The sequence below is a fragment of the Acinetobacter sp. RF15B genome (genome assembly GCF_007558235.1).
GTDB lineage: Bacteria > Pseudomonadota > Gammaproteobacteria > Pseudomonadales > Moraxellaceae > Acinetobacter > Acinetobacter lwoffii_C.
On the sequence record NZ_VLSR01000007.1, the window covers coordinates 144,778 to 167,102 of the forward strand.

The following is a 22,325-nucleotide window of genomic DNA, read 5'->3' on the forward strand; positions in this document are numbered from 1 at the left end:
GTATCGCTTGATACCTCGACATTACAGGCAGTCTATACAGATTTCTGAGCTACTTCTATACAGCCAGAATCAGGCTGCATCCAGTATATCTTTTAGATAAATCCGTTTAACGCCCTGTGCCAGCATGTCCTGCCAGGCATGTTGCAAGGAACCGTTCAGATCAATACCCTTGGTGGCATCAGCAATCACATAGGCATTAAACCCCAGCTTGCGGGCATCCATCGCGGTCCACGCCACACAAAAATCTGTCGCAATCCCGACGATAAAAACTGTATCAATATGACGTTCGCGCAAATAACCCGCCAGACCTGTAGTGGTTTTTTGATCCGCTTCTAAAAAGGCAGAATAGCTGTCGATCTGGGGATGAAATCCTTTGCGGATAATCAGTTGGGCCTGAGGCAGATGTAAATCCGGATGCAGCTCCGCATCTGGAGTACCCTGTACACAATGACTTGGCCAGAGTACCTGAGGACCATAGTCCAGCTGAATGGTCTGATAAACCGCTTTGCCAAAATGATTGCTTGCAAAAGAAACGTGATCTGCCGGGTGCCAGTCTTGGGTCAGGACAATATTGTCAAAATACTGTCCCAATCGATTGATATTTGGAATAATCTGATCTGCATGTGCAACCGCCAGATTGCCTCCCGGTGTAAATCCTCGCTGTACATCCACCACGATCAAAGCTGCATTGTGCATTATTTTTATTCCTTAAAAACTGAATTTGCCCCCAAGCATAGCCCAAAACGAAAGATTTTTTTTACTCTCTTTACTAAAATAGAATAACGGCCGATTCTGAAAAAACTGCTGCTGGCAATGATTTAAATATGTAATCAATCCCTTGCTTTTATCCAGTCAAAATGAGCATAAAAAAGCCTGCATGTGCAGGCTTTTCAATAGGGGCTGATCAAACTTTAGTCCGGTTGACCAGAATCAGCATACATACCGCCGAGATCAGAATACATGGAATCGCTGCCGAGATGACCCCTGCGGCACCAAAACCTGCTACCAGAAGCTGACCTGCAATCGCAGGCCCAAGCATTGCGCCAACACGGCCTACAGCAGAAGCGACCCCTACCCCTGTACCACGCACTTCAGTTGGATACACAATACTCCCGAAAGCATACAGTACACCCTGACAACCAATAACGAAGGCACCGGCCAAGGCTGCTGCTATATACATCTGGTTCAGTGAGCTGGCACCATTCAATGCCAGTAAACCTGCCAAAATGCCACCATACATCAATACAATCACATAGGCTTTCTTCCAGCGATCCGTCAACATACCCAGAATGATGGTACCAATGGTCGCAGTTACCATGAAATAGAACTGGGCTGTTGAACCATTCTTACGAGTAAAGCCCAGTTCCATAAACAGTGATGGCAACCAGCTCAGCATGATATACACCACCATCAGGGTAAAGAAGTAACTCACCCAGATACATACAGTACGAAACAGGTTATCCGAGTTAAACAGGTCCTTGAAGGAGCCTTGTGATGCTGTCGCAAGCTCTGTAGCCGTTTTGTGCTGCGCTTTTAAATATTCCTTCGACTCCGGCAGAAACCCCATCATGAGTGGAATTGCAATAATCGGTAATAAACCACCCAGGTAGAATACGTTTTTCCAGTTCGCCCCAAATTCAGTTGCAGCCACTAAAGATAAAATGGCAGCACCAACTGGCATACCACAGTACATCAATCCCACCGCACGACCACGATTTTGTGGCGATACAGCTTCAGATGCCAGAGTAATCAGAATCGGCATGGCTCCACCCAGACCAGCGCCTGCCAGAAAACGTACGGCCAGCAAGCTATGAAAACTGTTGACCCATACGGTACATAAGGTAAAGAGAGCAAATATTGCTGTCGACCAGATCAGGACTTTCTTACGGCCAATACGATCTGCAAACCGACCGCCGACCAGTGCACCCGGCAATAAGCCTAGAATCCCTGCACTGAAAAACACCCCCAATTGTGAACTATCAAGACCAAAATGCTCACGTATACCCGCTGCAGCAATCCCTGCTGCCTGAATATCTAAGCCTTCAATCACGGCAATCAGAAAACAGATCGCGACCGTGACGATGGCATGCTTATTGTCTGATTTTTCCATTGGAATATCCTTGTTTAATCAGCGTTCAAAAAGAGAACCCATCATCTATGAGTGGCCAATTAGAATTAACTATCAAAAAGTTGAACGCTTTGGTTGGATTTCCGAACAGGAGAAATTTTGATGACTTTCGTATTGCTTGCAATAAAGTCTTAAAAACGATTAATTAAAGTTATATAAAATTCAGTTTCTTATCTATAAGACTTATAAATCAGCTCTAAGATTTAACCAGTTAGAAAAATAAATGATTTAAATTTAATACTTTAAACAGCTTAATCAGACGTTATTTTTATTTAACAGGCTCATTCTCCGCTCTATTTCTATATTTTTCACATCTCAATTCATCGAATATAAATATTAGTTCATATCAAAGTGCAATTTTCTATTTAAAAAAACTTAAAAAATCAGAAGGTTGAATATTTTTATAGCAGTATTTTAGTCGCAGGGTTATAAAATAAATCGGTCAGAAAAAACTTTATAGCAAGTTTTATTTACCTTCTATCTAGCTTGAATGGGCAGTCAAACACCTCTTCTCGGGTCTTGATTGTTTTACATAGGCTTTGTATAAAGAATCAGTGGCTTTGACTAAAGCATATTGTTCTTATGCGTTTGATCAGTCATAATTTGCATAAGCAATATTCAATTCAGCCCAGATTGATTGAATTTGTTCTCAATCAGAATACAAACCCATCCAAATTTATGTTTTCTCATTCTCTTCGGATGGACAAATAGGATAGTTTTTCAAAATGACTCAGCAAGCACAGACCACTCAGGGTTCCATTGTCGCAATCGTCACCCCAATGTTTGAAGATGGCAGCGTAGATTGGAAGAGCCTCGAGAAGCTGGTTGAGTGGCATATTGCAGAGGGTACAAATGGAATTGTCGCCGTAGGTACTACCGGTGAAGCCTCTACGCTCAGCATGAGTGAACATACGCAGGTGATCAAAGAAATCATCCGTGTGGCAAAAAAACGTATTCCTGTGATTGCGGGTACGGGGGCAAACTCGACCCATGAAGCCATTCAATTAACCCGTGAAGCCAAAGAACTGGGGGCTGATGCTGCCCTGTTGGTGACACCTTATTATAATAAACCGACCCAGGAAGGCTTATACCAGCACTATAAGGCGATTGCTGAGGCAGTTGATCTTCCACAGATTCTTTATAATGTGCCGGGCCGTACAGGCGTAGACATGGCCAATGAAACAGTGATTCGTCTGGCAGATATTCCGCAAATTGTGGGCATCAAGGACGCAACCGGTGATGTTGCGCGTGGTGCAGCCCTGCTTGAGGGCTTAACTGGCAAGAACATGACCGTCTATTCAGGTGATGATGCAACGGCTTATCAGCTGATGGGTCATGGGGCCAAAGGTAATATTTCGGTGACTGCCAATGTGGCACCCAAAGCTATGAGTGAAGTCTGCGCGGCTGCACTTCAAGGCGATATGGCACGTGCTGAAGAGCTGAATTCGCAGATTGCAAATTTACACAATATTTTATTTTGCGAATCGAACCCGATTCCTGTGAAATGGGCACTTCACGATATGGGCTTAATCGGTACAGGTATTCGCCTGCCATTAACCCCTCTTGCAGAACAATATCGCGCTCCGCTTCATGAAGCACTGGTTGTAGCGGGCGTCATTCAATAAAAGAGCACAATTATGCATTTACGTTTAGGACTTACCTTCGCACTTTCAGTATTGGGTCTGGCAGGTTGTAGTTCACTGGCCTTTAATAATGGCACTTTAGATTATAAAGAAACGACTACTCTTGAACCCTTACAATATCCTGAAGGCGCCATGGTACGTCCTGCAACGCCATTGTACCCTGCTCCTATTGTAGATCCGCTGGCGATCGAGCATGCGCCCAAACTGGAAAACCAGCGTGCGAACCGTTTTGCCCTACCACGTCCACCTGCTCAGAGTATGGATTCAACCCAAACTGATGCAACTGAGACGGCTCCTATCGGAAAACCACAGTTAGTGGTGGATGGAAATCAAAATCCACTACTTAAAATCGATGGAAATTCTGCTACAATCTGGCAATACACACTTGCTACCCTCAGCAGCCTTAACTATTCCATCGTTGGCCAGAACCCAAATCGTCATGAAGTGACGATCAAAGTCGACCAGCAGACCTATGTATTAAGACTATCTCCTGTCGGTTCGAGTCATAACCTCGCTGTGTTCAATACCGATAACAGTTTTGCAGACCGTGAAAAAGCCGCAGAACTGCTCAATCAGATTTACCAAAATTGGCCAGCCTAGACAGTTCTAGGCATTTTTTTTTGTAGAAGGTTCCCTCATGTTAAAACAAACCTTGCTCTATACTGGTAAAGCGAAATCTGTCTATACCACGGACAGCTCAGACCACTTGATTTTAGTTTTTCGTGACGATGCGTCCGCATTCAATGGCGAAAAAATCGAACAACTAGATCGTAAAGGTAAGGTGAACAACCGTTTTAACGCCTTCATCATGGAAAAACTGGCCGAAGCCGGTATTGAAACCCATTTCGAAAAACTGTTAACACCGAATGAAGTTCTGGTCAAAAAACTGGACATGATTCCGGTAGAATGCGTCATCCGTAACTATGCCGCGGGCTCTTTATGCCGCCGTCTGGGTGTAGAAGAAGGTAAAGAGCTGACTCCACCAACATTTGAATTGTTCTTTAAAGATGATGCGCTGGGCGATCCAATGGTCAATGAATCGCAAGCGATTGCTTTGGGTTGGGCCAATGCTGAACAATTGGAAAAAATGAAAGAATTGACTTATCAGGTGAATGATGTGCTCAAAGCATTGTTCGATGCTGGCAATATGATTCTGGTGGATTTCAAGCTTGAATTTGGTGTTTTCCATGACCGTATTGTGTTGGGTGATGAGTTCTCTCCAGACGGTTGCCGTCTGTGGGACAAAGACACCAAGAAAAAACTGGATAAAGACCGTTTCCGTCAAGGTCTTGGCGGTGTTGTAGAAGCTTATGAAGAAGTTGCGGCACGTTTGGGTATCAATCTTGAAGATATCTAAGCCCTAGCTGAAGCTAAGCTTTAAAAAACCGGACAATCAGTCCGGTTTTTTTTTTGATAAGATGATCGGAAAAAATAATCCTGTTGATAAAAATCATTGTTTTTACTTTATGTAACGTCTCTATTAAATTTTTTATAGCAAGCTAAACCAGAATTTTCAGAGCACTTAATCGCTTTTTAGCCGACCAGATTTCCCCCTCCCCTCGAGGAGGTTATCTCCCCGAAAAAAACCTTCTGTTTTCAGCCCAGTTCACCTCGAACTGGGCTTTTTTTAACTATTGCTGCTGTTCCTGCTGCCAGCGGCGCTGTTGCAAACGTTCCGCTTCCACTTCACGCTTATTACGTGCCGATTCATACAATTTGGTGCCTTTTAGCTCAGGCGGCAGATAGTCCTGCAGGACAAAATGTTCCGGATAATGATGCGGATAGAGATAATCCACCCCATAGCCCTGGGCTTTCATCAGTTTGGTCGGTGCATTGCGTAAATGTAAAGGTACTGCAAGATTTGCGGTTTTCTCTGCCAGTTCCATGGCTTTGTTGATTGCCAGATAGGTACTGTTACTTTTGGCGCTGGTCGCCAAATATACCGCACATTGCCCCAAAATAATCCGGCCTTCCGGCATGCCAACGGCCTGTACCGAGCGGAAACATTCACCGGCCAGCAACAAGGCATTTGGGTTAGAATTGCCGATATCTTCTGAAGCTGCAATCAACATGCGGCGTGCAATAAAGACCGGGTCTTCCCCGCCTTTGAGCATGCGTGCCATCCAGTACAATGCAGCATCCGGATCACTGCCACGGATCGATTTAATAAAAGCCGAGACCAGATCATAATGCTGCTCACCGGACTTGTCATAACGAGCAATATTCTGCTGTGCGACTTTGACCACCACTGCATTGGTGATGATATTTTCCTGCTCAGCTTCAAAAGTGCTGGCCACCAGATCAAGCAGATTCAGTGCCTTGCGTGCATCGCCTGCGGCAAACTGGATCAGGGCATCAAATTCTTCAATCTGCAGATAACGTTCTTTCAGGAAACTGTCTTTTTCGATGGCCTGGCCCAGCAGGGTCTGAATCGCTTCAGGACTAAGTGCATTTAAGGTATAAACCTGACAGCGTGACAGCAAAGCACTGTTGACCTCAAATGAGGGATTCTCGGTGGTCGCACCAATCAGGGTAATCTTGCCTTTTTCAACCGCATTTAACAGTGCGTCCTGCTGGGATTTATTGAAACGGTGAATCTCGTCAATAAATACCACCGGTGTAAGCAGGTCTCCTGTTTCGGCAATCAGCTCCCGTAGTTCTTTGACTCCGGTATTCAGTGCAGACAAGCTAATAAATGGCCGATCAACTGCCTGCGCCAGCAGCAGGGCAATCGTGGTTTTTCCGACTCCTGGCGGTCCCCAGAAAATAATGGAAGGCAAATGCCCCTGATCAATCATTTGGCGTAAAGGTGCATTTTCCCCCAGCAGATGTTCCTGTCCGATAATTTCAGTAAGGTCACGTGGCCGTAGGCGTTCGGGAAGCGGAATATGGTGGTCTGACATCGGATAATAGGCTCAACATAAGAACTGATTTCATTCTAACATTCGCAGTTTTGAATCCAACATTCAACGTTAAAACTATAAAAGATTCGTCAGGGTCTGTTGATCTTCCATCAAAGATCGCGCGCTCTGCTAAAACTGGGGCAAATAAGGCATGAAATACAGGAAATAGCCAGACTGCCCAGTTTCATAAGGCAATCTGAGCCAGTATCAGTGCTATAAGCGCAAATGAAGCAGCATCTTGTTCAAAGCCCAAGAGAAGTAATATATTTTTTAATTTCCCATCCACGCACCTATGGAAAAGCAAGCAAATTAAAGCTAGTAAATTATGAATTAATTACATTGTAACTTCCATATTGTTTTATTCTAATTAAAATAATCGGAGCAACCTCGCAGCACACTTTAGAGGTTATGGCGGTGAATGCATGAAGCCTGGCAAATCTAGATCAATACCTGCAGAAGCTACGGAATCCCGGGTTACTTCTGTTGGGCTATTGCATCCATCCAATACCGTTGCCATACAGCAATTCATTGATGATCTGCCTCATCCCCTTTGGGTGATGAGCAAAGACCAGCAGCAGTATTTTAATACAGCCATGATCGAGTATCTGGGTATCAACCTGAATGACAGCCACCACCTCGACTGGCATCATTTTATCCATAGCGATGATTTGCAAGCTGTTCTCGATCAGTGGCATATAGCGCTCAGCCAGCAGCAGAATATTGACATCCAATGCCGTATCCAGCAGCCTGAAGGCAATTACCGCATATGTAGGCTGAAGATAAAATACTGTCCTCAGCCTGAACATCTGCTGCAATGGTCCATTTCCCTGACCGATCTACAGGACTATATTGAACTTCAGCAACAGCTCGCTCAGAGCATACCTCACCAGCACAACATGCCGGATGGCCCAGCAGGAAAAACCGGCCAGATCCATCATTCTGGCCATCAAATCCTGAGGATTGATCCGCTCCCGCAAAATGACCGGTGTACCCCGGACAAGATCGACCAGCAAACGTTGGCAGAACTGCAATTGAATAGCGTGAGTAAACGCGATGAATTAACTGGCCTATATAATCGTAATACCTTCTATCGCACTTTCAAACAGGTCTTGTCCCAAGCCAAACACCAAAACAAGAAACTCGGTTTATTGCTGATTGACCTGGATTATTTCCGGCATATTAATGACACACTGGGGCATCTGGCGGGAGATCATTTGTTGCATGTTCTGGGTCAACGTTTCCAGAATTGTTTTGCTGCCAATACGCTGGTTGCCCGTCTCGGCGGTGATGAATTTGCAGTGTTGGTCGAAGATCTGAAAAGTGAGGAACAGCTGATTGCGACGGCGCAGCTGGCCTATCAGCAGCTTAAGCAGCCGGTGGGTTATCTGGGACATAGCATGCGCAGTGCGATGAGTATCGGTTGCGCCATTTATCCGCGAGATGCCTTAAGTAGTTCCAATCTATTAAAGTCTGCCGACATTGCCCTGAATGATCTAAAAAATAGTGGTCGTGGCGGTATCCGTATGTTTAATCAGGAGATGTCGACCTCTCTAAATCAAATTACCCGACAGCTGACGCTGGCCCGCAAGATTATTCATGCCGATCAGATTGTGCCTTATTATCAGCCCAAAGTTCGGCTGTCAGATGGTGCAGTCATTGGCTTTGAAGCCTTGTTACGCTGGCAGGACCGGCACCAGCAGATCCAGCTGCCGTCGGATATTTTTGGTGCATTTCAAGACTATGAGCTGGCTTCGCGGATTAGTGAAACCATGCAGCTTAAGGTCTTTGCAGATATGAGCCGCTGGCAGGCTCAAGGTCTGGAGCTCCTGCCGATTTCAATCAATGCAGCACCAGTTGAGTTTCTGCGCGACAACTATGCCGAAAAACTGCTGGCGCGTCTGGCCAGATTTGATATTCCAACCGATAAGGTCGAACTGGAAATTACCGAACAGAGCCTGTCAGAAAGTGGTGCCCATTATGTGGTCCGTGCCTTAAACCTGCTCAAGCAGGCCGGGATTCATATTTCACTGGACGATTTTGGCACCGGACATTCGTCGCTCACCCGCTTGCAGGAATATCCGGTCGATTGCATCAAGATTGACCGTAACTTTGTAGAACGCATGAACACAGATCCGTCTGCCTTGGCCATCGTCAAAGCCATTACCCAGATTGGTTCGAGTATCTCGCTGGATATTCTCGTGGAAGGCATTGAAAATACCGCACAGCTAGATACCCTGATGGGTTGTGATTGCCAGATCGGACAGGGTTTTTATTTTTATCGTCCCATGTCCGGCGAGTCAGCCCAGCAGCTGCTACGTTCCACTGGTTAAAAAGCTGAACCTTGCAGTCTAGCGTACCCAGCGGACTATATATTCTTCAATTTCATCTTCGTGTATATCAGTCTCGCTCAGACAGCGACCCGCGGCAGATTTTCTGGCCTGCAGGATAGTTTGCCGTGAACCCGTGTTCAGATAATGCCAGGACGGCAAACTCTTGCCTTCATTCACACGGCGATAGGCACAGCTGGACGGCAGCCAGTGAATCTCTTGCAATTTTTCAGGCGTGAGCTGAATACAATCTGGCACATAGTCCAGACGGTTGGAATAATCCAAACAACGTGCCGTCTGACAGTCCAGTAGCTTGCAAGCCACCTTGGTATAGGCGACTTCTGCCGTTTCCTCATCTTCCAGCTTGATCAGGCAGCAGAGTCCGCAGCCGTCACAGAGCGCTTCCCACTCGGCTGAGGTCAGTTCAGTCAGGGTATAATGTTTCCAGAAATGCGGACGCAGAACATCAGACATAAGCAATAAGTATGGTAAAAGTCAGCTTATTATACCAAGTCTCAACAGACGAAATGCAGCAGGCGTCTCTTATTATCAGCACGTAAACTATTGTTAAATCATAGACAGTTCATCAACAAAACACTAACAGTGCCAAAAATTGATTATTTCTATACTGATTTTGAGAATAAAAACACATGGAGAATATTATGTTTCGCTGGGCTATTATTTTTGCTGTGATCGCCTTAATTGCCAGTTTACTCGGTTTTGGTGGAGTAGCCGGCTTATCTAAGGATTTCGCGATTATCTTACTGGTAATTGCTGTTATTCTTGCCATTGTTGGTTTTCTTTCTCGCGGCAAGGTCTAGCGACTGAACAGTGCCAAGAAAAAGTAACTTCAAAAAAACAAGAGCCATTTGGCTCTTGTTTTTTATAGGTTAAATGGACTTAGGGTTTAAGATGACGGGGTCTAAAGCCCACTGCTAATAGTGCTACTGCATAGGCCAACATCCCCACCAGACAGAGGATAAGTACTTCCACCACCCGCATCCAGGCGGAAACATCCGCATCATACCAAGTCAATGCATAGCCCAAGGCCGCAATCATCACTGCATTGGCGAACAGAAATTGCAGGAAGATCTTTTTCCAGTGAGCGCCAAAGCGGAAAATATTGCGTTTGTGCAGGTAGAAATAGAGCAGGCCCGCATTTACCATAGCCGAACCAGTCGAGGCCAGCGCCAGCGCCATATGTTCGGCTTCCCAGTTAATCAGCTTGAACAGGCCAATAAACACCACGTTTAAAATCGCATTGGCTGCCACAGCCATCAGGCCAATCCGGACCGGGGTACGGGTATCCTGCTGGGCATAAAAACCAGGTGCAAAGACCTTGATCAGCATAAAAGCAATGACCCCACCACTCATACATTGCAGGGCCAGTGCGGTCATCTGGGTATCTTCAAAAGTGAACTGACCGCGTTCAAACAGGGCCTGAATAATCGGGGTCGACAGCATGAACAGCGCAATACTGGCTGGCAGACCCGCCATAACAATCACTTTGGCAGCCCAGTCCATCATTGCTTTGAATTTTTCCGGATTCTGCTCGCTATGCCGCGCCGATAAAGAAGGCAAAATCACCGTACCTATCGCCACACCAATTAGCCCCAGCGGCAGCTCGGTCATACGCTCGGCGCTGTACAGCCAGGAGACTGAACCATCCTGCATAAAGGAAGCCCAGATGGTGTTCAGCAGCAGGTTAATCTGGGTGACAGAGACTCCAAACAAAGCCGGCAGCATCAGTTTCATGATGCGCTCTACACCTTCATGTTTAAAATCAACTTTAGGCGGAATCAGCAGCTTTTTACGCCACAGTTCTGGAATCTGCAGGGCCAGCTGTAAAATACCGGCAATAATCACGGCCCAGCCCAGTGCCATAATTGGCTCGGCCATATACGGGGTAAGCCACAAGGCGCCAGCAATCATGGCCACATTTAATAAAACCGGTGCAAAAGCTGGCGTGGTAAAAGAACCATAGGTATTTAAAATACTGCTGGCAAATGCCGTCAAAGACATGAATAGCAGATAGGGAATAGTCAGCCGGAACATGTCGGTGGCCAGCGCGAACTTTTCCGGATCACTATGGAAGCCCGGTGCATAAACATACATCACTGCAGGAGCAGCAATAATTGCCAGCATAGTCAAGGTGGTCATTACTGTGGCCAGACAGCCAAAGACCCGGCTAATCAAAATCTGAACTTCAGCATGGGCCCGACCGGTTTTGTATTCGGTCAGGACCGGAATAAAGGCCTGGGAAAAAGCCCCCTCTGCAAACAGTCGCCTGAAAAAGTTCGGAATACGAAAGGCCACCACGAAGGTATCAAAATCTTTACCGGCACCAAATACATTCAGTAAAACCACATCCCGGATCAAACCCAGAACCCGTGACAACATGGTCATTGCACTGACAATCATGGTCGAACGCCAAAGCGCCATCCTATTCACCTAATCTTAATTTTTGGCTATTGTAATCAAACTCAGGAAAGAAGTTTATGACTTAATCCCCTGACTCTGCAGCGTTGATTGCTGTTTTATAATACTGGAGCTGACTGCGGAACCCAGCCCAGTCAAAATACGGTCCCGGATCGGTCTTACGGCCTGGGGCTATATCTGAATGCCCGGCAATATGCTGCTGGATTTTAGGATAGTGGGCTTGCAAACACGCCGTAACCTGCACCAGGGCAGCATACTGTGCCGCTTCAAACGGCAGGTCATCGCTGCCTTCCAGCTCAATTCCGATTGAATAATCATTGCATTCTTTTTTGGCCAGATAAGTCGAGCGCCCGGCATGCCAAGCCCGATCCTTAAAATTGACAAATTGCAGTACTTCACCGGAACGTAAAATCAGCAGATGGGCCGAAACCTGCATCCCTTCAATGGTTTGAAAATACGGATGCACAGAGCAATCCAGTTGATTCTGGAAAAACTGTTCAATATAAGTACCGCCAAATTGCGACGGCGGCAGGCTGATATTGTGAATCACCACCAGCTGAATTTCGGTCTGCTCGGGGCGTTGGTTAAAATTCGGAGAAGCCAGCTGACGTGCGCCCAGCAATTGCCCATCCTTGATGTGAAACTCAGCCGCCTGTTGCATAATCCTGTCCTGTTGCAAAATAAAACCTGCAATACCCGGATTGCAGCCCGCCTAATGCTAAAACTTTCAAAGGCAAATCTCAATTCATCCTCATGGCGGGGAGGAAAAATCGCTTATTTTTATGTAACAGTGTTAAGATAATGCGCAATTTTTCACGGCTAAAAAAGATACGGAAATACTCATGAGCATATCTCAGGCTTTGCTAGAACAGTCGATTCAGATCAATATCCAACAGGCTTTATCGGAAGATATCGGAGACGGCGACATTACGGCCCTGCTCACTCCTGAAGATGAACAGGCCACTGCCACCATCATTAGCCGTGAAGATATGGTACTGGCTGGTCAGCCGTGGGTGAATGCCCTGATTCATGCCTATGACCCAAAGGTTGAAGTGACCTGGCTGAAAAATGACGGTGAACGGGTAGAGGCCAATGAAGTCTTTTTAAAGTTGGCCGGTTCGGCACGCAGCCTGCTGACCGTGGAACGTCCTGCCCTTAACTTCATCCAAACGCTTTCTGCTGTGGCGACCAAAACCGCTTTATATGTCAAGGAACTTGAGGGTTTAAATACCAAATTGCTGGACACCCGTAAAACCTTGCCCGGCTTACGGATTGCCCAAAAATATGCTGTTGCCATTGGTGGCGGGCAGAACCATCGACTGGGTTTGTTTGATGCCTTTCTGATTAAAGAAAACCACATTATGGCAGCAGGCGGCATTGTTCAGGCCATTGCCAAATCCCACAAGATTGCCCCAGGTAAATTGGTAGAAGTCGAAGTGGAAACCTGGGATGAGCTCAATCAAGCCTTGGAAGCCAAAGCGGATATTGTGATGCTGGATAACTTTAGCCAGCAGCAGATGATTGAGGCGGTGCAACATGTTGCAGGTCGCTGTAAACTGGAAGCTTCAGGCAATATTACTGTTGAAAATTTACGTGAAGTGGCCAGTACCGGCGTGGATTATATTTCTATGGGCGTTTTAACCAAAGATGTGAAAGCCATTGATTTATCCATGCGCTTTAATGCCTAATTCATAATGCAACAAAAGGGGCCTAGGCCCCTTTTATTGTTCTTAAACTTCTATTGTCGATATGAGCGCATCCATAAGATGGCACGATACTGGATGTTTTAAATGGCACTTCCCATAAATGGATCAGAATAGCTGTCTTTGCCAATCTCCAGACGGCCAGCAAAACGACGCTGGAACTGCTCATCCCCCACGATGCTGACACTAAAGTCATACCAGCCATATACAGCCGACATATCTAAAATCAATTCGTTCTCAGTCGCGGTAGTAGGGATTTTCCAGGTTTGTCCATCCAGATAAGCATTGGCTTTGACCAGCAGATCTACCGCCTGCTGACCATCATGTCGTACTTTAAGATAAATTTTCGGGTCACATTCCTCGACACAGATCCGAATTTCAGGCAGGGAATTTTTTTGTGCAGGCTGCTTGAGATCCCCCACGAAGGCCCGATGGAAACCATTTGGCCCCAAGACCCACAAGTCATATGCTCCATCGACCAGCGCCCAGTCATCATCCAGTTGCTTGCCTGCTTCGACCATATAACGTCGTGGAATCGCGTTTAAATCCAGTTTGTTATAGACATGGAATACTGCCGCTTGCTGTCCGGTGTTAGAAAATAGCAGTTTCACTTTATTTTCACTGGTCAGGACTTTGGCACTGCTGTGTAAAATATAAGGCAATGCCCGAGAATAGCGGATACCCAGCTCCTGCTGAGGAAAGTTTTGTGTAGATGGCACCGGAACTTGCGGCAATTTTTGCTGTATCGCCCGAATTGCATCTGCTTCCGCCTTGGTCTTTTGCCCAGCCAGTTTCGGCAAAATATCTATATTCGGGGTTTTAAAGTTAAATGCAGAGGTCAAATCTCCACACACCGCACGGCGGTAAGGACTGATATTGGGTTCTTCTACCCCAAAACGCTCTTCAAGAAAACGAATAATCGAAGTATGGTCAAAGACTTGGGAGTTTACCCATCCTCCTCGACTCCATGGAGATATGACATACAAGGGCACACGAACCCCAGGTCCATAGACGCCATGCCAAAAGTTTTTATTTTCACCATCTACATATTGCAGCAGCGGCTGACGGGTTGAATCTTCAATGCGTGGATGGTTGAAATATTCAGAAGAAATCAGATCATCATCTAGGGTAGTTTTACCATGGACTTTAATAATTTCCCCGTGCTCATTAACTTCACGTGAAGGCGCAGAAGGCGAAGGCATATGGTCAAAAAAACCATCATTTTCGTCAAAATTGACCAACAGTACGGTTTGACTCCAGATCTCAGGATTTTCAGTCAAAGCATTCAGTAATTCCTGAATATACCATGCCCCTTGTACTGGGCTGGAAGGCCCCGGATGTTCACTATATGCGGCCGGTGCCACGACCCAACTTACCTGGGGTAGCTTTCCATCCACAATATCCTGCTTCAATTGTCCCAGTAACCCTCCATCATGGGGCATGGTATTGGCAATGCCTTTATATAACGGCTCTTTGGCATCAATGGCTTCATCATAGGCAGGACAGACAGGGTCAGAGTGGCTGACGGGCTTGCCCGACTGCTCATTGGCGCGGCGGTATTGTTTAAATCCGGCCAGCGGGTTGTCTGTAAAGTTGTCCGGCATATTTTGATAGACTTTCCAGCTCACTCCGGCTTCTTGCAGGCGCTCAGGATAGGTTGTCCAGTCATAGCCCTGTGCAGATGAACCTATCCCATCAAATTCATTGACTACACTGGCGACACCTGCCCCGGTAGGCCCATTGGTTCCTGTCCAGATAAACTTACGGTTTGGATTGGTTCCCGCATGCATGGCACAGTGATAAGCATCACACAGAGTAAAAGCATCCGCCAAAGCAAACTGGTATTCCACCTCGACCTTTTTGTAGTAGCCCATTGACTGGGTCTGTTTATGTTCTACCCAGTTGCCCATCCGGCCTGTATCCCATGCCGCTTGACCATCTACCCAAGAGTGTGGTGTGCCTGAAACCCGCTGTGCATTTCCCAGGCTGCTATCCAGATGATAAGGCAATACTTTATTTTTTTTCTTGTCATACTGTTCCCAGACTTTACGGCCATCCGCCAGTGGAATCGTAAAACGGTCGCCAAATCCCCGGACGCCTTTTAAGGTACCAAAGTAGTTGTCAAATGAACGGTTTTCCTGGGTCAAAATGATCACATGTTTCACATCTTGAATGGTTCCGGTTTCAACTTTGGCATCTACCGCCAACGCTTTTTGAATGCTTAAAGGAAAACTGGATAAGGCAGTTGCCCCTAATAATGTTTTTGCTGAATGAGTTATAAAGTCACGACGGTTCATTTTCACTTTCCTCTGATTTATTTTAATTAAGGCGCGCAATGCACTTTGCAGCTTGGTTGCGGTGATGGAGGAGAGTTGCTCTGACTGTCTTCATCATTATTACAGGCACTGAGCAGGAAGCCCAAACTCAGCAAAAAAGTGAGAGAAAGTAAACGCATGGAAAATTCCTTATATTTTATGCGCCCCCAGAGATAAACAATAATTGTGACCCCAAGATGATATTTTGCTTACAGAACCATGACAGATAAAAAAAAGCACACCCGAAGATGTGCTTTTTATTGAATAAAATAAATAACTTACCAGCCCAGTGCTTCCTGCTGTTTCTTGACCAGTTCCTGGATGCCTTTTTCAGCCATTTCCAGCATGGCATTGGATTGTGCACGGGTAAACGGTTTATCTTCGGCAGTTCCCTGAATCTCAATAAACTCACCAGCCTGAGTCATTACCACGTTTAAATCGGTCTGGCAGTTAGAATCTTCTTCATAGCACAGGTCGAGCAGGACTTCATCTTTATAGATGCCCACTGAAATGGCAGCCACCAAACCTTTGAGCGGATCTTGCTTGATTTTTTTATTTTCCAGCAAAACATTCATGGCATCCACCAAAGCAACTGCAGCACCGGTAATTGCAGCTGTACGTGTACCGCCATCCGCCTGAATCACATCACAGTCCAGAGTAATGGTATTTTCACCCAGCTTTTTCAGGTCAACCATAGAGCGTAAGCTGCGTCCGATTAAACGCTGGATTTCCTGAGTACGGCCGCTTTGCTTGCCACGCGCTGCTTCACGGTCACTACGGGTATGGGTCGAACGCGGCAACATGCCATATTCAGCAGTGACCCAGCCTTGTCCCTTGCCTTTCAGGAAACGAGGTACTGAATTATCAATACTGGCCGTACACAGCACCTTGGTATGACCAAATTCAACCAATACGGAGCCTTCCGCATAACGTGTATAGTTACGGGTAATTTTTACTTCACGTAATTGATCTAATGCTCGCTGGTCGATACGCATAATAAGTCCTGCTGTTGGCTAAAAATAATGGTGGTCCAGTATAACAGAAGCCTTCTCCCAAGATCAGGACAGCCAAGTAATCATTTACAAAATCAAATTATTAGCAGTATTTCAGCCTGAATCGGCTCTGATTGGGCAGATGCGGATAACCCTATGATTGAATTTTATTTTTGCTACACTGCACGATCCGCCCAGGAAGTTTTCTATGTCTTTACGTGAAGAACGCAAGCAGCAAAGTCGTCAGGCGCTGCTGGACGCCACCTTAGTATTGAGCAGTCAAGGCCGTGCTTTTAGCAGTATCAGTTTGCGTGAAATTACGCAGGCTGTGGGACTGGTTCCGGCCGCGTTTTATCGACATTTCAAAAACATGGACCAGCTCGGACTGGAATTGCTGGATCAGGCTGCACTGCATATTAAAGGGGTGCTGCACCAGCTCGGACCGACTGATTTTTCCCTGAACCAGCTAGCTGACAAAGTCGAACTGTTTTTTCAGAAGGTCGATGCGTATCCCCAAGCCTGGATATTTTTGAGTGCAGAACGTTGGGGGGGCTGTATGTTTTTACGTCAGGGAATCGAACGCGAGATTCATTATCTGGTAGAAGATTTGCTGCATGGCCTGCAACAGATTCCAGCGCTACAGCCGCTCCAGTCTCCGGTTGAACTGAGGGCGCTGGCCCAGATTCTGCTGCCTTTGGCACTCAACTGGGCCATGGACTGGATTCATCTTCAGACCCAGATCCATCCAGCATCAGATCAGGCAGCATTCGCGCATTTTAAAGCCCAATGCCTGACACAGCTGCAGTTATTGTTCTGTGGCGTTTTATCCAGTCCGTCTACGCGCACAACAGACCTTCAATAAAATATAAATTTTGGAAGATCTAAAAAAAACCTGCATCTGGATGCAGGTTTTTCAATTCAATCAGGACCGGCTTATTTGGCCTTACGTTCCTTGTCTACCAGGTAGTTCACCACTTGAACCACTTTTTCACTATCGCCTTGCACCACATATTTACCATTCACGGTTACGGCAGGCACACCACTCAACTGGTAAGCAGCAGCCAGATTTTTAGCCTGAGCGATTTTTGATGAGATCGGGAATGATTTATAAGTGCTGTTAAATTTTGCTTCAGGAATACCATAACGGGTATAAAATTTTGCCAGCTGTGCCTGTTCCAGAATTGGCTGTTGCTTGGCATGAATATCATGAAACAGCTGCAAATGCGCTTTCTGGCGAACCCCTAAAGCCTCAGAGGTATAATAAGCACGTGCGCCCTGCTCCCAAAGCGGATTCATGGCCGCCGGAGTACGCACAAAACGCACATCTTTAGGTAGTTTTTTCAACCAGGCTTGCAGATGCGGCTCAAGCGTATAACAGTGACCGCAGCCATACCAGAAGAATTCACGTACTTCAATTTTCCCCGGTTTTTCAACTTTGACTGGATTTGCCAGAACTTGATAGTCCTGACCTGCCACAAAATTGGCCATGGCACTGCCGGAAAATGCCAAAACAGATGCGGCTACAGTACCTAAAATAAATTTTTTCATTGGGATTATCGTCCTCTAAATCATTATCTTTAGTTTATGGGTTCACTATAAAGCAATTATGCCGTGTTCGTTTTTATTCTGTGAACTTTTTTACGGCTTTTATCGCTTTTTTTGCCAGAAACGCTACACTAAACAAGTGTACTGATTTACAAGAATTTAAATCAGTTTATCTGGCCCTATGGCAAATTAAATTTTTACATAATCACAACTGATTGAGGTAACACCGATGTCGCAATTGAATGTTGATCCACAAGAAATTGCCAAGTTTGAAGCATTTGCAGCTATATGGTGGGATCAGCATTCCGAGTTCCGCCCGCTGCATATGATCAATCCCCTACGCTTGAACTGGATTGATGAACATGCGGGCGGACTAAGTGGCAAGAAAGTGCTGGATGTGGGCTGTGGTGGCGGAATCCTGTCCGAAAGCATGGCACGCCGTGGTGCTGAAGTGCTGGGAATTGATATGGGTGAAGCACCGCTAAATGTAGCGCGCATTCATGCCGAGCAGGAAGGTGTCAGCAATATTGAATATCGCCAGATTCCGGTGGAACAGCTGGCCGATGAGCAGGCAGGTCAGTACGACATCGTGACCTGTATGGAAATGCTGGAGCATGTGCCGGACCCGGCTTCGATTATTCAGGCCTGCCACAAACTGGTCAAACCAGGGGGTCATGTATTCTTCTCGACCATTAACCGCAATCCGAAATCTTATCTGTTTGCCATCATTGGTGCAGAATATATCCTGCGTATGCTGGCCAAGGGCACCCATGATTACAGTAAATTTATCAAGCCGTCTGAACTGGCTCATGACATTCGTAACGCGGGCTTAAAGCTCAAAGACATGACCGGTCTGCACTATAATCCGCTGACCAGGCGCTACTGGCTCGCACCAAATGTCGATGTGAACTACATGGTATATACAGTGAAAGAAGCAGCAGAGGCGACCCCATGAAAGCAGTTTTATTTGACCTGGATGGCACCCTGATTGATACGGCTGCCGACTTTATCCGCATTATCCAGCAGATGTGCCATGAGGCAGGCCGTCCATTGGTCGATGCCGAGCTGATCCGGGCGCAGGTATCAGAAGGCGCCCGGGCCATGGTCAAGCTGGTTTATCCGGAACTGCAAGTGGAAGATCCGCTGCTTCAGCAACATCGCCAGCATTTTCTGGACAGCTATGGTGCAGAAATTGCGGTCGATACCGATCTGTTTGCAGGCATGTATGCTCTGCTGGAAGAGCTGGAAGAACATGAGATTCCGTGGGGCATTGTGACCAACAAACCGCGCTGGCTGAGTGAAGCGCTGCTCAAGGCACTCAATCTGACCGAACGCTGTGCCGTACTGGTCTGCCCGGAAGATGTGACCCGGACCAAACCGGATCCGGAGCCGATGTATCTGGCAGCCCAGCAGATTAATATTGTGCCTGAAGACTGTATCTATGTCGGGGATCATCCTCGTGATATTGATGCTGGCCGTCATGCCCGAATGTATACTATTCTGGCGGCCTATGGCTATTTACCACTGCAATACAAAGATGACTTAACAGCCTGGCAGGCGGACTATATAGTGAAGGATGTGCCTGAATTACATCAGCATATCCAGAAACTGGTATTGCAACAGCCCAGTGTGCTGTCCTGAGGGCTAAACATCTCTAAAACGCTGAACAATAACAAATAAGGAGGTAGATCATGAAATATTCAGAATATCAACCTCGCCCCGATCTGCTGAAAGATCGTATTATCCTGATTACAGGTGCGGGCGATGGCATTGGTCGTGCAGCCGCAATCAGCTATGCCTTGCATGGCGCGACGGTGGTACTGCACGGACGTACCCTGAACAAGCTTGAAGTCATTTATGATGAGATTGAAAGCCTGGGTGCACCACAGCCAGCCATCCTGCCCCTACAGTTATCCAGTGCCTCCGAACGGGATTATGAAGTGCTGGTCAATACCTTGGACCGCCAGTTTGGACGTCTCGACGGCATTCTGCATAATGCCGGTATTCTAGGTGAACGGGTAGAACTGGCGCATTATCCGCAAGAAGTTTGGGATGACGTGATGGCCGTGAATCTGCGTGCGCCTTTTGTCATGACTCAGGCGCTGCTGCCGCTGCTGGCCAAATCCGCACATGCTTCTGTGGTCTTTGCCAGTTCAGGGGTAGGACGTGAGGCACGTGAACGCTGGGGCGCTTATTCAGTCTCCAAGATTGCCATTGAAGCGGTCAGCCAGCTATTTGCCAAGGAACAGGTTCATCCCAATATCCGCTATAACTGCATCAACCCGGGAGCAACCCGCACTGCAATGCGTGCCAAAGCCTACCCGAATGAAGATCCGAAGACCTTACCTACACCGGACTCTATCATGCCAGCCTATCTGTATCTGATGGGTGATGACAGCTTGCACATGAACGGCCAAAGCATTGATGCCCAGGACTGAGCGGGAATAGCCATTTTCTGAGAAGCCAATGCCTGCATTGGCTTTTTTATTCTAAGATGAGTATTTGAACTTAGCCTCCCACCTACTACTAAGCTTAATTTAAGCTCCCTCACATTCGGGCGATTATCTTATTGACCGGTCTGGCAGCATCCTCCTCTGACCTGTTTTTTCAAATTAAGTCGAAACTTGCATCATATTTCTACCCAAACCTCGCCCTGCAACAGGAAGCCGATCCGGAACACCCGATCTTCTGAGCAGTATCCTGACGCCGATTTGCTGCAAATTCCCCTATACTAGGCCAAACAGATTCTGATGTGAGTATTCCATGACTGACTTAAGCAATATTACCGTGTCCACCTTGGAAGATGGCATGGTCACTCTCCTGATTGACCAGCAGCCAATTTCTGCCAAATATGGCATGAAGTTTGAAGCCAGTATTGTTGATGATATTCAGGCGCTCCAAAACGGCCAAAAGCTGAAACTGTTCGACCAGTTTGTGTTCTCGCATACCGACCTGAATTTTGAACATTCTTATCATTACGTCACTGGCCTCGAAAAACAGGAGGAGCGTTATCAGGTGGCCAAGCATTTTGTGTACCGCATTAGAATTGAAGGTCAACCGGACATTGAGCATGTGATCAGCAATCAGGGCAAGGCCATGACGGCGGAAGATGTACGGACTTTTATTCAGGCCCATATTCAGAAATCTCTGAATGATTATACCGATTTGAACTATGCCTATTGAGCCGGATCAACCCTGAGTTAACACAAGAGTACTTATCCCGATAAGGACTCTTTTTTTTGCTTTCCTATTTTCATTATATAAATCGTATTTTTGAATTAACTTTATAAATTTAAATGGTTTTACAAATAACTATAGACCTTATACACTGTTTTTATTGAAAATTAGTTAAGAGATCAAAGCAGATGAAAGATCACAAATCGAAGATCGAGATGATTCGTCATATTGAAAGCTTACAACTATCTGACGCCTTGATTGTGGCGCTAGAAGATACAAGACAGGCCGAGTCGATTGTGGAAGCAGTGCAGTTTCTGCGAGGTTTAAGCCAACAATGGAACTGATCAGCTCAATGAATTAAATGCAAGGCTAGATTTTACTGGGTTGAATCAGCAGATAGAAGGAGTAGATCTATGCGCATTTGCCTTGTTCCAGAGGAGATGTTAGGGTGTGAATATCTGGGCTATCAGACAACTATAAGCTATTCTAACATGAAGCAAAATCACGGCATGATCATAATTTCTCAGTATTTGTTATAAAACATCTGCCAGGTCTTCACAGTTTCTCTGCAATTTTTCCGTACATTAGTCACTATAGAAAATGAACAAATTAAGTGAGGGTTCAACATGAAAAAGGTTTTGGTAGCGTTCGCGATCTCCTGCTGTACATTCATGCTGACCAATATTGCCCATGCAGCCCCTCATTTTGATGATGAACAACGGACAGAATCACGCGGTCATGGCAAAAAGGCGCGTCAAGATAAGCATGACCAGTATGATAAACGCCGTATGCGTGAAGAGCGTGGCGTACAACGCCTGCAGCAATTACGCTGGCAACCGGGTTATGTGATGCCGCAGCATTATCGGGGTAATGGTTATAAAGTTGAATACAAAAATCACAGCCTGCCCAAACCGGACCGCAAGCAACAATGGTACAAGGTAAATGACGATTATATTTTGGTAAATTCTGAAACCAACAGTATTATCCGGATCATTACTGACTGATCGAAGATAGCCTATTAATCTTCTTAGATTAGCATTTGAAGTGCAACACCATGTTGTTGCCATAATACCTGACTCGGACTTTTAAAGCCGAGTCTTTTTCTTGGACGATGATTCAAGCGCTGAGTAATTTCTGCAATATATGCATCCGT

23 protein-coding genes are annotated in these 22,325 nt (G+C 46.2%); 13 read left to right on the plus strand and 10 right to left on the minus strand.

Annotation, left to right across the window (positions count from 1 at the left end; genetic code table 11):
• Nucleotides 1-69: 69 nt before the first annotated feature.
• Complete coding sequence (pncA, locus tag E2K74_RS07570) at nucleotides 70-699, minus strand: bifunctional nicotinamidase/pyrazinamidase (RefSeq protein ID WP_151204632.1); 630 nt, start codon at nucleotides 697-699, stop codon at nucleotides 70-72.
• Nucleotides 700-904: 205 nt separating this feature from the next.
• Complete coding sequence (gene mhpT, locus E2K74_RS07575; protein WP_151204633.1) at nucleotides 905-2,110, minus strand: 3-(3-hydroxy-phenyl)propionate transporter MhpT; 1,206 nt, start codon at nucleotides 2,108-2,110, stop codon at nucleotides 905-907.
• Between the two features lie 743 nt (nucleotides 2,111-2,853).
• Between mhpT and dapA the strand changes: the two genes are divergently transcribed.
• From dapA to purC, 3 genes are read left to right on the plus strand one after another with little or no spacing between them, the layout of a single operon-like run.
• On the plus strand, nucleotides 2,854-3,753 hold the full coding sequence (gene dapA / locus E2K74_RS07580; RefSeq protein WP_151204634.1) for a 4-hydroxy-tetrahydrodipicolinate synthase: 900 nt from the start codon (nucleotides 2,854-2,856) through the stop codon (nucleotides 3,751-3,753).
• 12 nt (nucleotides 3,754-3,765) lie between these two features.
• A complete protein-coding gene (locus tag E2K74_RS07585; RefSeq protein ID WP_151206955.1) occupies nucleotides 3,766-4,371 on the plus strand; it encodes a lipoprotein-34 precursor (NlpB) in 606 nt (201 codons plus the stop codon).
• Between the two features lie 37 nt (nucleotides 4,372-4,408).
• Entirely contained in the window at nucleotides 4,409-5,128 is a 720-nt protein-coding gene (purC, locus tag E2K74_RS07590) for a phosphoribosylaminoimidazolesuccinocarboxamide synthase (protein WP_151204636.1), read from the plus strand.
• Nucleotides 5,129-5,402: 274 nt separating this feature from the next.
• On the opposite strand, the gene E2K74_RS07595 is transcribed toward purC, so the two are convergent.
• Nucleotides 5,403-6,674, minus strand: a complete 1,272-nt coding sequence (locus tag E2K74_RS07595; RefSeq protein WP_151206956.1) for a replication-associated recombination protein A — start codon at nucleotides 6,672-6,674, stop codon at nucleotides 5,403-5,405.
• 422 nt (nucleotides 6,675-7,096) lie between these two features.
• On the opposite strand from E2K74_RS07595, the gene E2K74_RS07600 reads away from it, so the two are divergent.
• Nucleotides 7,097-9,004: an EAL domain-containing protein gene (locus E2K74_RS07600; protein WP_151206957.1), complete on the plus strand. Its 1,908-nt coding sequence runs from the start codon at nucleotides 7,097-7,099 to the stop codon at nucleotides 9,002-9,004.
• 18 nt (nucleotides 9,005-9,022) lie between these two features.
• Here E2K74_RS07600 and E2K74_RS07605 read toward each other — a convergent pair whose 3' ends face one another.
• Complete coding sequence (locus E2K74_RS07605; RefSeq protein WP_151206958.1) at nucleotides 9,023-9,475, minus strand: YcgN family cysteine cluster protein; 453 nt, start codon at nucleotides 9,473-9,475, stop codon at nucleotides 9,023-9,025.
• A 188-nt stretch (nucleotides 9,476-9,663) separates the two neighbouring features.
• Between E2K74_RS07605 and E2K74_RS07610 the strand changes: the two genes are divergently transcribed.
• The gene (locus E2K74_RS07610; RefSeq protein WP_004647174.1) at nucleotides 9,664-9,822 is read left to right on the plus strand and encodes a DUF1328 domain-containing protein; all 159 of its coding nucleotides are present in this window, start codon (nucleotides 9,664-9,666) and stop codon (nucleotides 9,820-9,822) included.
• Nucleotides 9,823-9,901: 79 nt separating this feature from the next.
• On the opposite strand, the gene murJ is transcribed toward E2K74_RS07610, so the two are convergent.
• Entirely contained in the window at nucleotides 9,902-11,452 is a 1,551-nt protein-coding gene (murJ, locus tag E2K74_RS07615) for a murein biosynthesis integral membrane protein MurJ (RefSeq protein WP_171480663.1), read from the minus strand.
• A 52-nt stretch (nucleotides 11,453-11,504) separates the two neighbouring features.
• Nucleotides 11,505-12,101, minus strand: coding sequence for a 1,6-anhydro-N-acetylmuramyl-L-alanine amidase AmpD (gene ampD, locus E2K74_RS07620; RefSeq protein WP_151206960.1), 597 nt, complete (start codon nucleotides 12,099-12,101; stop codon nucleotides 11,505-11,507).
• A 181-nt stretch (nucleotides 12,102-12,282) separates the two neighbouring features.
• Between ampD and nadC the strand changes: the two genes are divergently transcribed.
• Nucleotides 12,283-13,128, plus strand: a complete 846-nt coding sequence (gene nadC, locus E2K74_RS07625) for a carboxylating nicotinate-nucleotide diphosphorylase (protein WP_151206961.1) — start codon at nucleotides 12,283-12,285, stop codon at nucleotides 13,126-13,128.
• A 98-nt stretch (nucleotides 13,129-13,226) separates the two neighbouring features.
• On the opposite strand, the gene E2K74_RS07630 is transcribed toward nadC, so the two are convergent.
• The 3 genes from E2K74_RS07630 to rph form a co-directional block, all read right to left on the minus strand.
• The gene (locus E2K74_RS07630) at nucleotides 13,227-15,440 is read right to left on the minus strand and encodes a phosphocholine-specific phospholipase C (protein ID WP_151206962.1); all 2,214 of its coding nucleotides are present in this window, start codon (nucleotides 15,438-15,440) and stop codon (nucleotides 13,227-13,229) included.
• Between the two features lie 26 nt (nucleotides 15,441-15,466).
• Nucleotides 15,467-15,598, minus strand: a complete 132-nt coding sequence (locus tag E2K74_RS14965) for a hypothetical protein (RefSeq protein ID WP_258170013.1) — start codon at nucleotides 15,596-15,598, stop codon at nucleotides 15,467-15,469.
• Nucleotides 15,599-15,736: 138 nt separating this feature from the next.
• Nucleotides 15,737-16,453: a ribonuclease PH gene (gene rph / locus E2K74_RS07635; RefSeq protein ID WP_151204644.1), complete on the minus strand. Its 717-nt coding sequence runs from the start codon at nucleotides 16,451-16,453 to the stop codon at nucleotides 15,737-15,739.
• 205 nt (nucleotides 16,454-16,658) lie between these two features.
• Between rph and E2K74_RS07640 the strand changes: the two genes are divergently transcribed.
• Nucleotides 16,659-17,312 (plus strand): TetR family transcriptional regulator, encoded by a 654-nt coding sequence (locus tag E2K74_RS07640; protein WP_151206963.1) that lies wholly within the window; start codon nucleotides 16,659-16,661, stop codon nucleotides 17,310-17,312.
• Between the two features lie 71 nt (nucleotides 17,313-17,383).
• On the opposite strand, the gene E2K74_RS07645 is transcribed toward E2K74_RS07640, so the two are convergent.
• Entirely contained in the window at nucleotides 17,384-17,998 is a 615-nt protein-coding gene (locus E2K74_RS07645; RefSeq protein WP_151204646.1) for a thiol:disulfide interchange protein DsbA/DsbL, read from the minus strand.
• A gap of 226 nt (nucleotides 17,999-18,224) precedes the next feature.
• Here E2K74_RS07645 and ubiG point away from each other — a divergent pair, with 226 nt between their 5' ends.
• The 6 genes from ubiG to E2K74_RS07670 all read left to right on the plus strand — a co-directional run bounded on the left by ubiG (nucleotide 18,225) and on the right by E2K74_RS07670 (nucleotide 22,176).
• A complete protein-coding gene (gene ubiG, locus E2K74_RS07650; RefSeq protein WP_151206964.1) occupies nucleotides 18,225-18,950 on the plus strand; it encodes a bifunctional 2-polyprenyl-6-hydroxyphenol methylase/3-demethylubiquinol 3-O-methyltransferase UbiG in 726 nt (241 codons plus the stop codon).
• Nucleotides 18,947-19,636: an HAD family hydrolase gene (locus tag E2K74_RS07655; RefSeq protein ID WP_151206965.1), complete on the plus strand. Its 690-nt coding sequence runs from the start codon at nucleotides 18,947-18,949 to the stop codon at nucleotides 19,634-19,636. Before ubiG ends, E2K74_RS07655 begins: the two co-directional genes overlap by 4 nt.
• Before the next feature lie 50 nt (nucleotides 19,637-19,686).
• Nucleotides 19,687-20,433, plus strand: a complete 747-nt coding sequence (locus E2K74_RS07660; protein WP_151206966.1) for a YciK family oxidoreductase — start codon at nucleotides 19,687-19,689, stop codon at nucleotides 20,431-20,433.
• Between the two features lie 325 nt (nucleotides 20,434-20,758).
• Nucleotides 20,759-21,178 (plus strand): hypothetical protein, encoded by a 420-nt coding sequence (locus E2K74_RS07665; protein WP_151206967.1) that lies wholly within the window; start codon nucleotides 20,759-20,761, stop codon nucleotides 21,176-21,178.
• Between the two features lie 182 nt (nucleotides 21,179-21,360).
• The gene (locus tag E2K74_RS14705; protein WP_162850568.1) at nucleotides 21,361-21,516 is read left to right on the plus strand and encodes a hypothetical protein; all 156 of its coding nucleotides are present in this window, start codon (nucleotides 21,361-21,363) and stop codon (nucleotides 21,514-21,516) included.
• A gap of 282 nt (nucleotides 21,517-21,798) precedes the next feature.
• Nucleotides 21,799-22,176 (plus strand): RcnB family protein, encoded by a 378-nt coding sequence (locus E2K74_RS07670; protein ID WP_151206968.1) that lies wholly within the window; start codon nucleotides 21,799-21,801, stop codon nucleotides 22,174-22,176.
• Nucleotides 22,177-22,325 lie beyond the last annotated feature (149 nt).

Coding starts and splice junctions, on each gene's coding strand:
- mhpT (WP_151204633.1), bottom strand. CDS start 2,110: ATGGAAAAATCAGACAATAAGCATGCCATCGTCACGGTCGCGATCTGT.
- dapA (WP_151204634.1), top strand. CDS start 2,854: ATGACTCAGCAAGCACAGACCACTCAGGGTTCCATTGTCGCAATCGTC.
- E2K74_RS07585 (WP_151206955.1), top strand. CDS start 3,766: ATGCATTTACGTTTAGGACTTACCTTCGCACTTTCAGTATTGGGTCTG.
- purC (WP_151204636.1), top strand. CDS start 4,409: ATGTTAAAACAAACCTTGCTCTATACTGGTAAAGCGAAATCTGTCTAT.
- E2K74_RS07595 (WP_151206956.1), bottom strand. CDS start 6,674: ATGTCAGACCACCATATTCCGCTTCCCGAACGCCTACGGCCACGTGAC.
- E2K74_RS07600 (WP_151206957.1), top strand. CDS start 7,097: ATGAAGCCTGGCAAATCTAGATCAATACCTGCAGAAGCTACGGAATCC.
- E2K74_RS07605 (WP_151206958.1), bottom strand. CDS start 9,475: ATGTCTGATGTTCTGCGTCCGCATTTCTGGAAACATTATACCCTGACT.
- E2K74_RS07610 (WP_004647174.1), top strand. CDS start 9,664: ATGTTTCGCTGGGCTATTATTTTTGCTGTGATCGCCTTAATTGCCAGT.
- ampD (WP_151206960.1), bottom strand. CDS start 12,101: ATGCAACAGGCGGCTGAGTTTCACATCAAGGATGGGCAATTGCTGGGC.
- nadC (WP_151206961.1), top strand. CDS start 12,283: ATGAGCATATCTCAGGCTTTGCTAGAACAGTCGATTCAGATCAATATC.
- E2K74_RS07630 (WP_151206962.1), bottom strand. CDS start 15,440: ATGAACCGTCGTGACTTTATAACTCATTCAGCAAAAACATTATTAGGG.
- E2K74_RS14965 (WP_258170013.1), bottom strand. CDS start 15,598: ATGCGTTTACTTTCTCTCACTTTTTTGCTGAGTTTGGGCTTCCTGCTC.
- rph (WP_151204644.1), bottom strand. CDS start 16,453: ATGCGTATCGACCAGCGAGCATTAGATCAATTACGTGAAGTAAAAATT.
- E2K74_RS07640 (WP_151206963.1), top strand. CDS start 16,659: ATGTCTTTACGTGAAGAACGCAAGCAGCAAAGTCGTCAGGCGCTGCTG.
- E2K74_RS07645 (WP_151204646.1), bottom strand. CDS start 17,998: ATGAAAAAATTTATTTTAGGTACTGTAGCCGCATCTGTTTTGGCATTT.
- ubiG (WP_151206964.1), top strand. CDS start 18,225: ATGTCGCAATTGAATGTTGATCCACAAGAAATTGCCAAGTTTGAAGCA.
- E2K74_RS07655 (WP_151206965.1), top strand. CDS start 18,947: ATGAAAGCAGTTTTATTTGACCTGGATGGCACCCTGATTGATACGGCT.
- E2K74_RS07660 (WP_151206966.1), top strand. CDS start 19,687: ATGAAATATTCAGAATATCAACCTCGCCCCGATCTGCTGAAAGATCGT.
- E2K74_RS07665 (WP_151206967.1), top strand. CDS start 20,759: ATGACTGACTTAAGCAATATTACCGTGTCCACCTTGGAAGATGGCATG.
- E2K74_RS14705 (WP_162850568.1), top strand. CDS start 21,361: ATGAAAGATCACAAATCGAAGATCGAGATGATTCGTCATATTGAAAGC.
- E2K74_RS07670 (WP_151206968.1), top strand. CDS start 21,799: ATGAAAAAGGTTTTGGTAGCGTTCGCGATCTCCTGCTGTACATTCATG.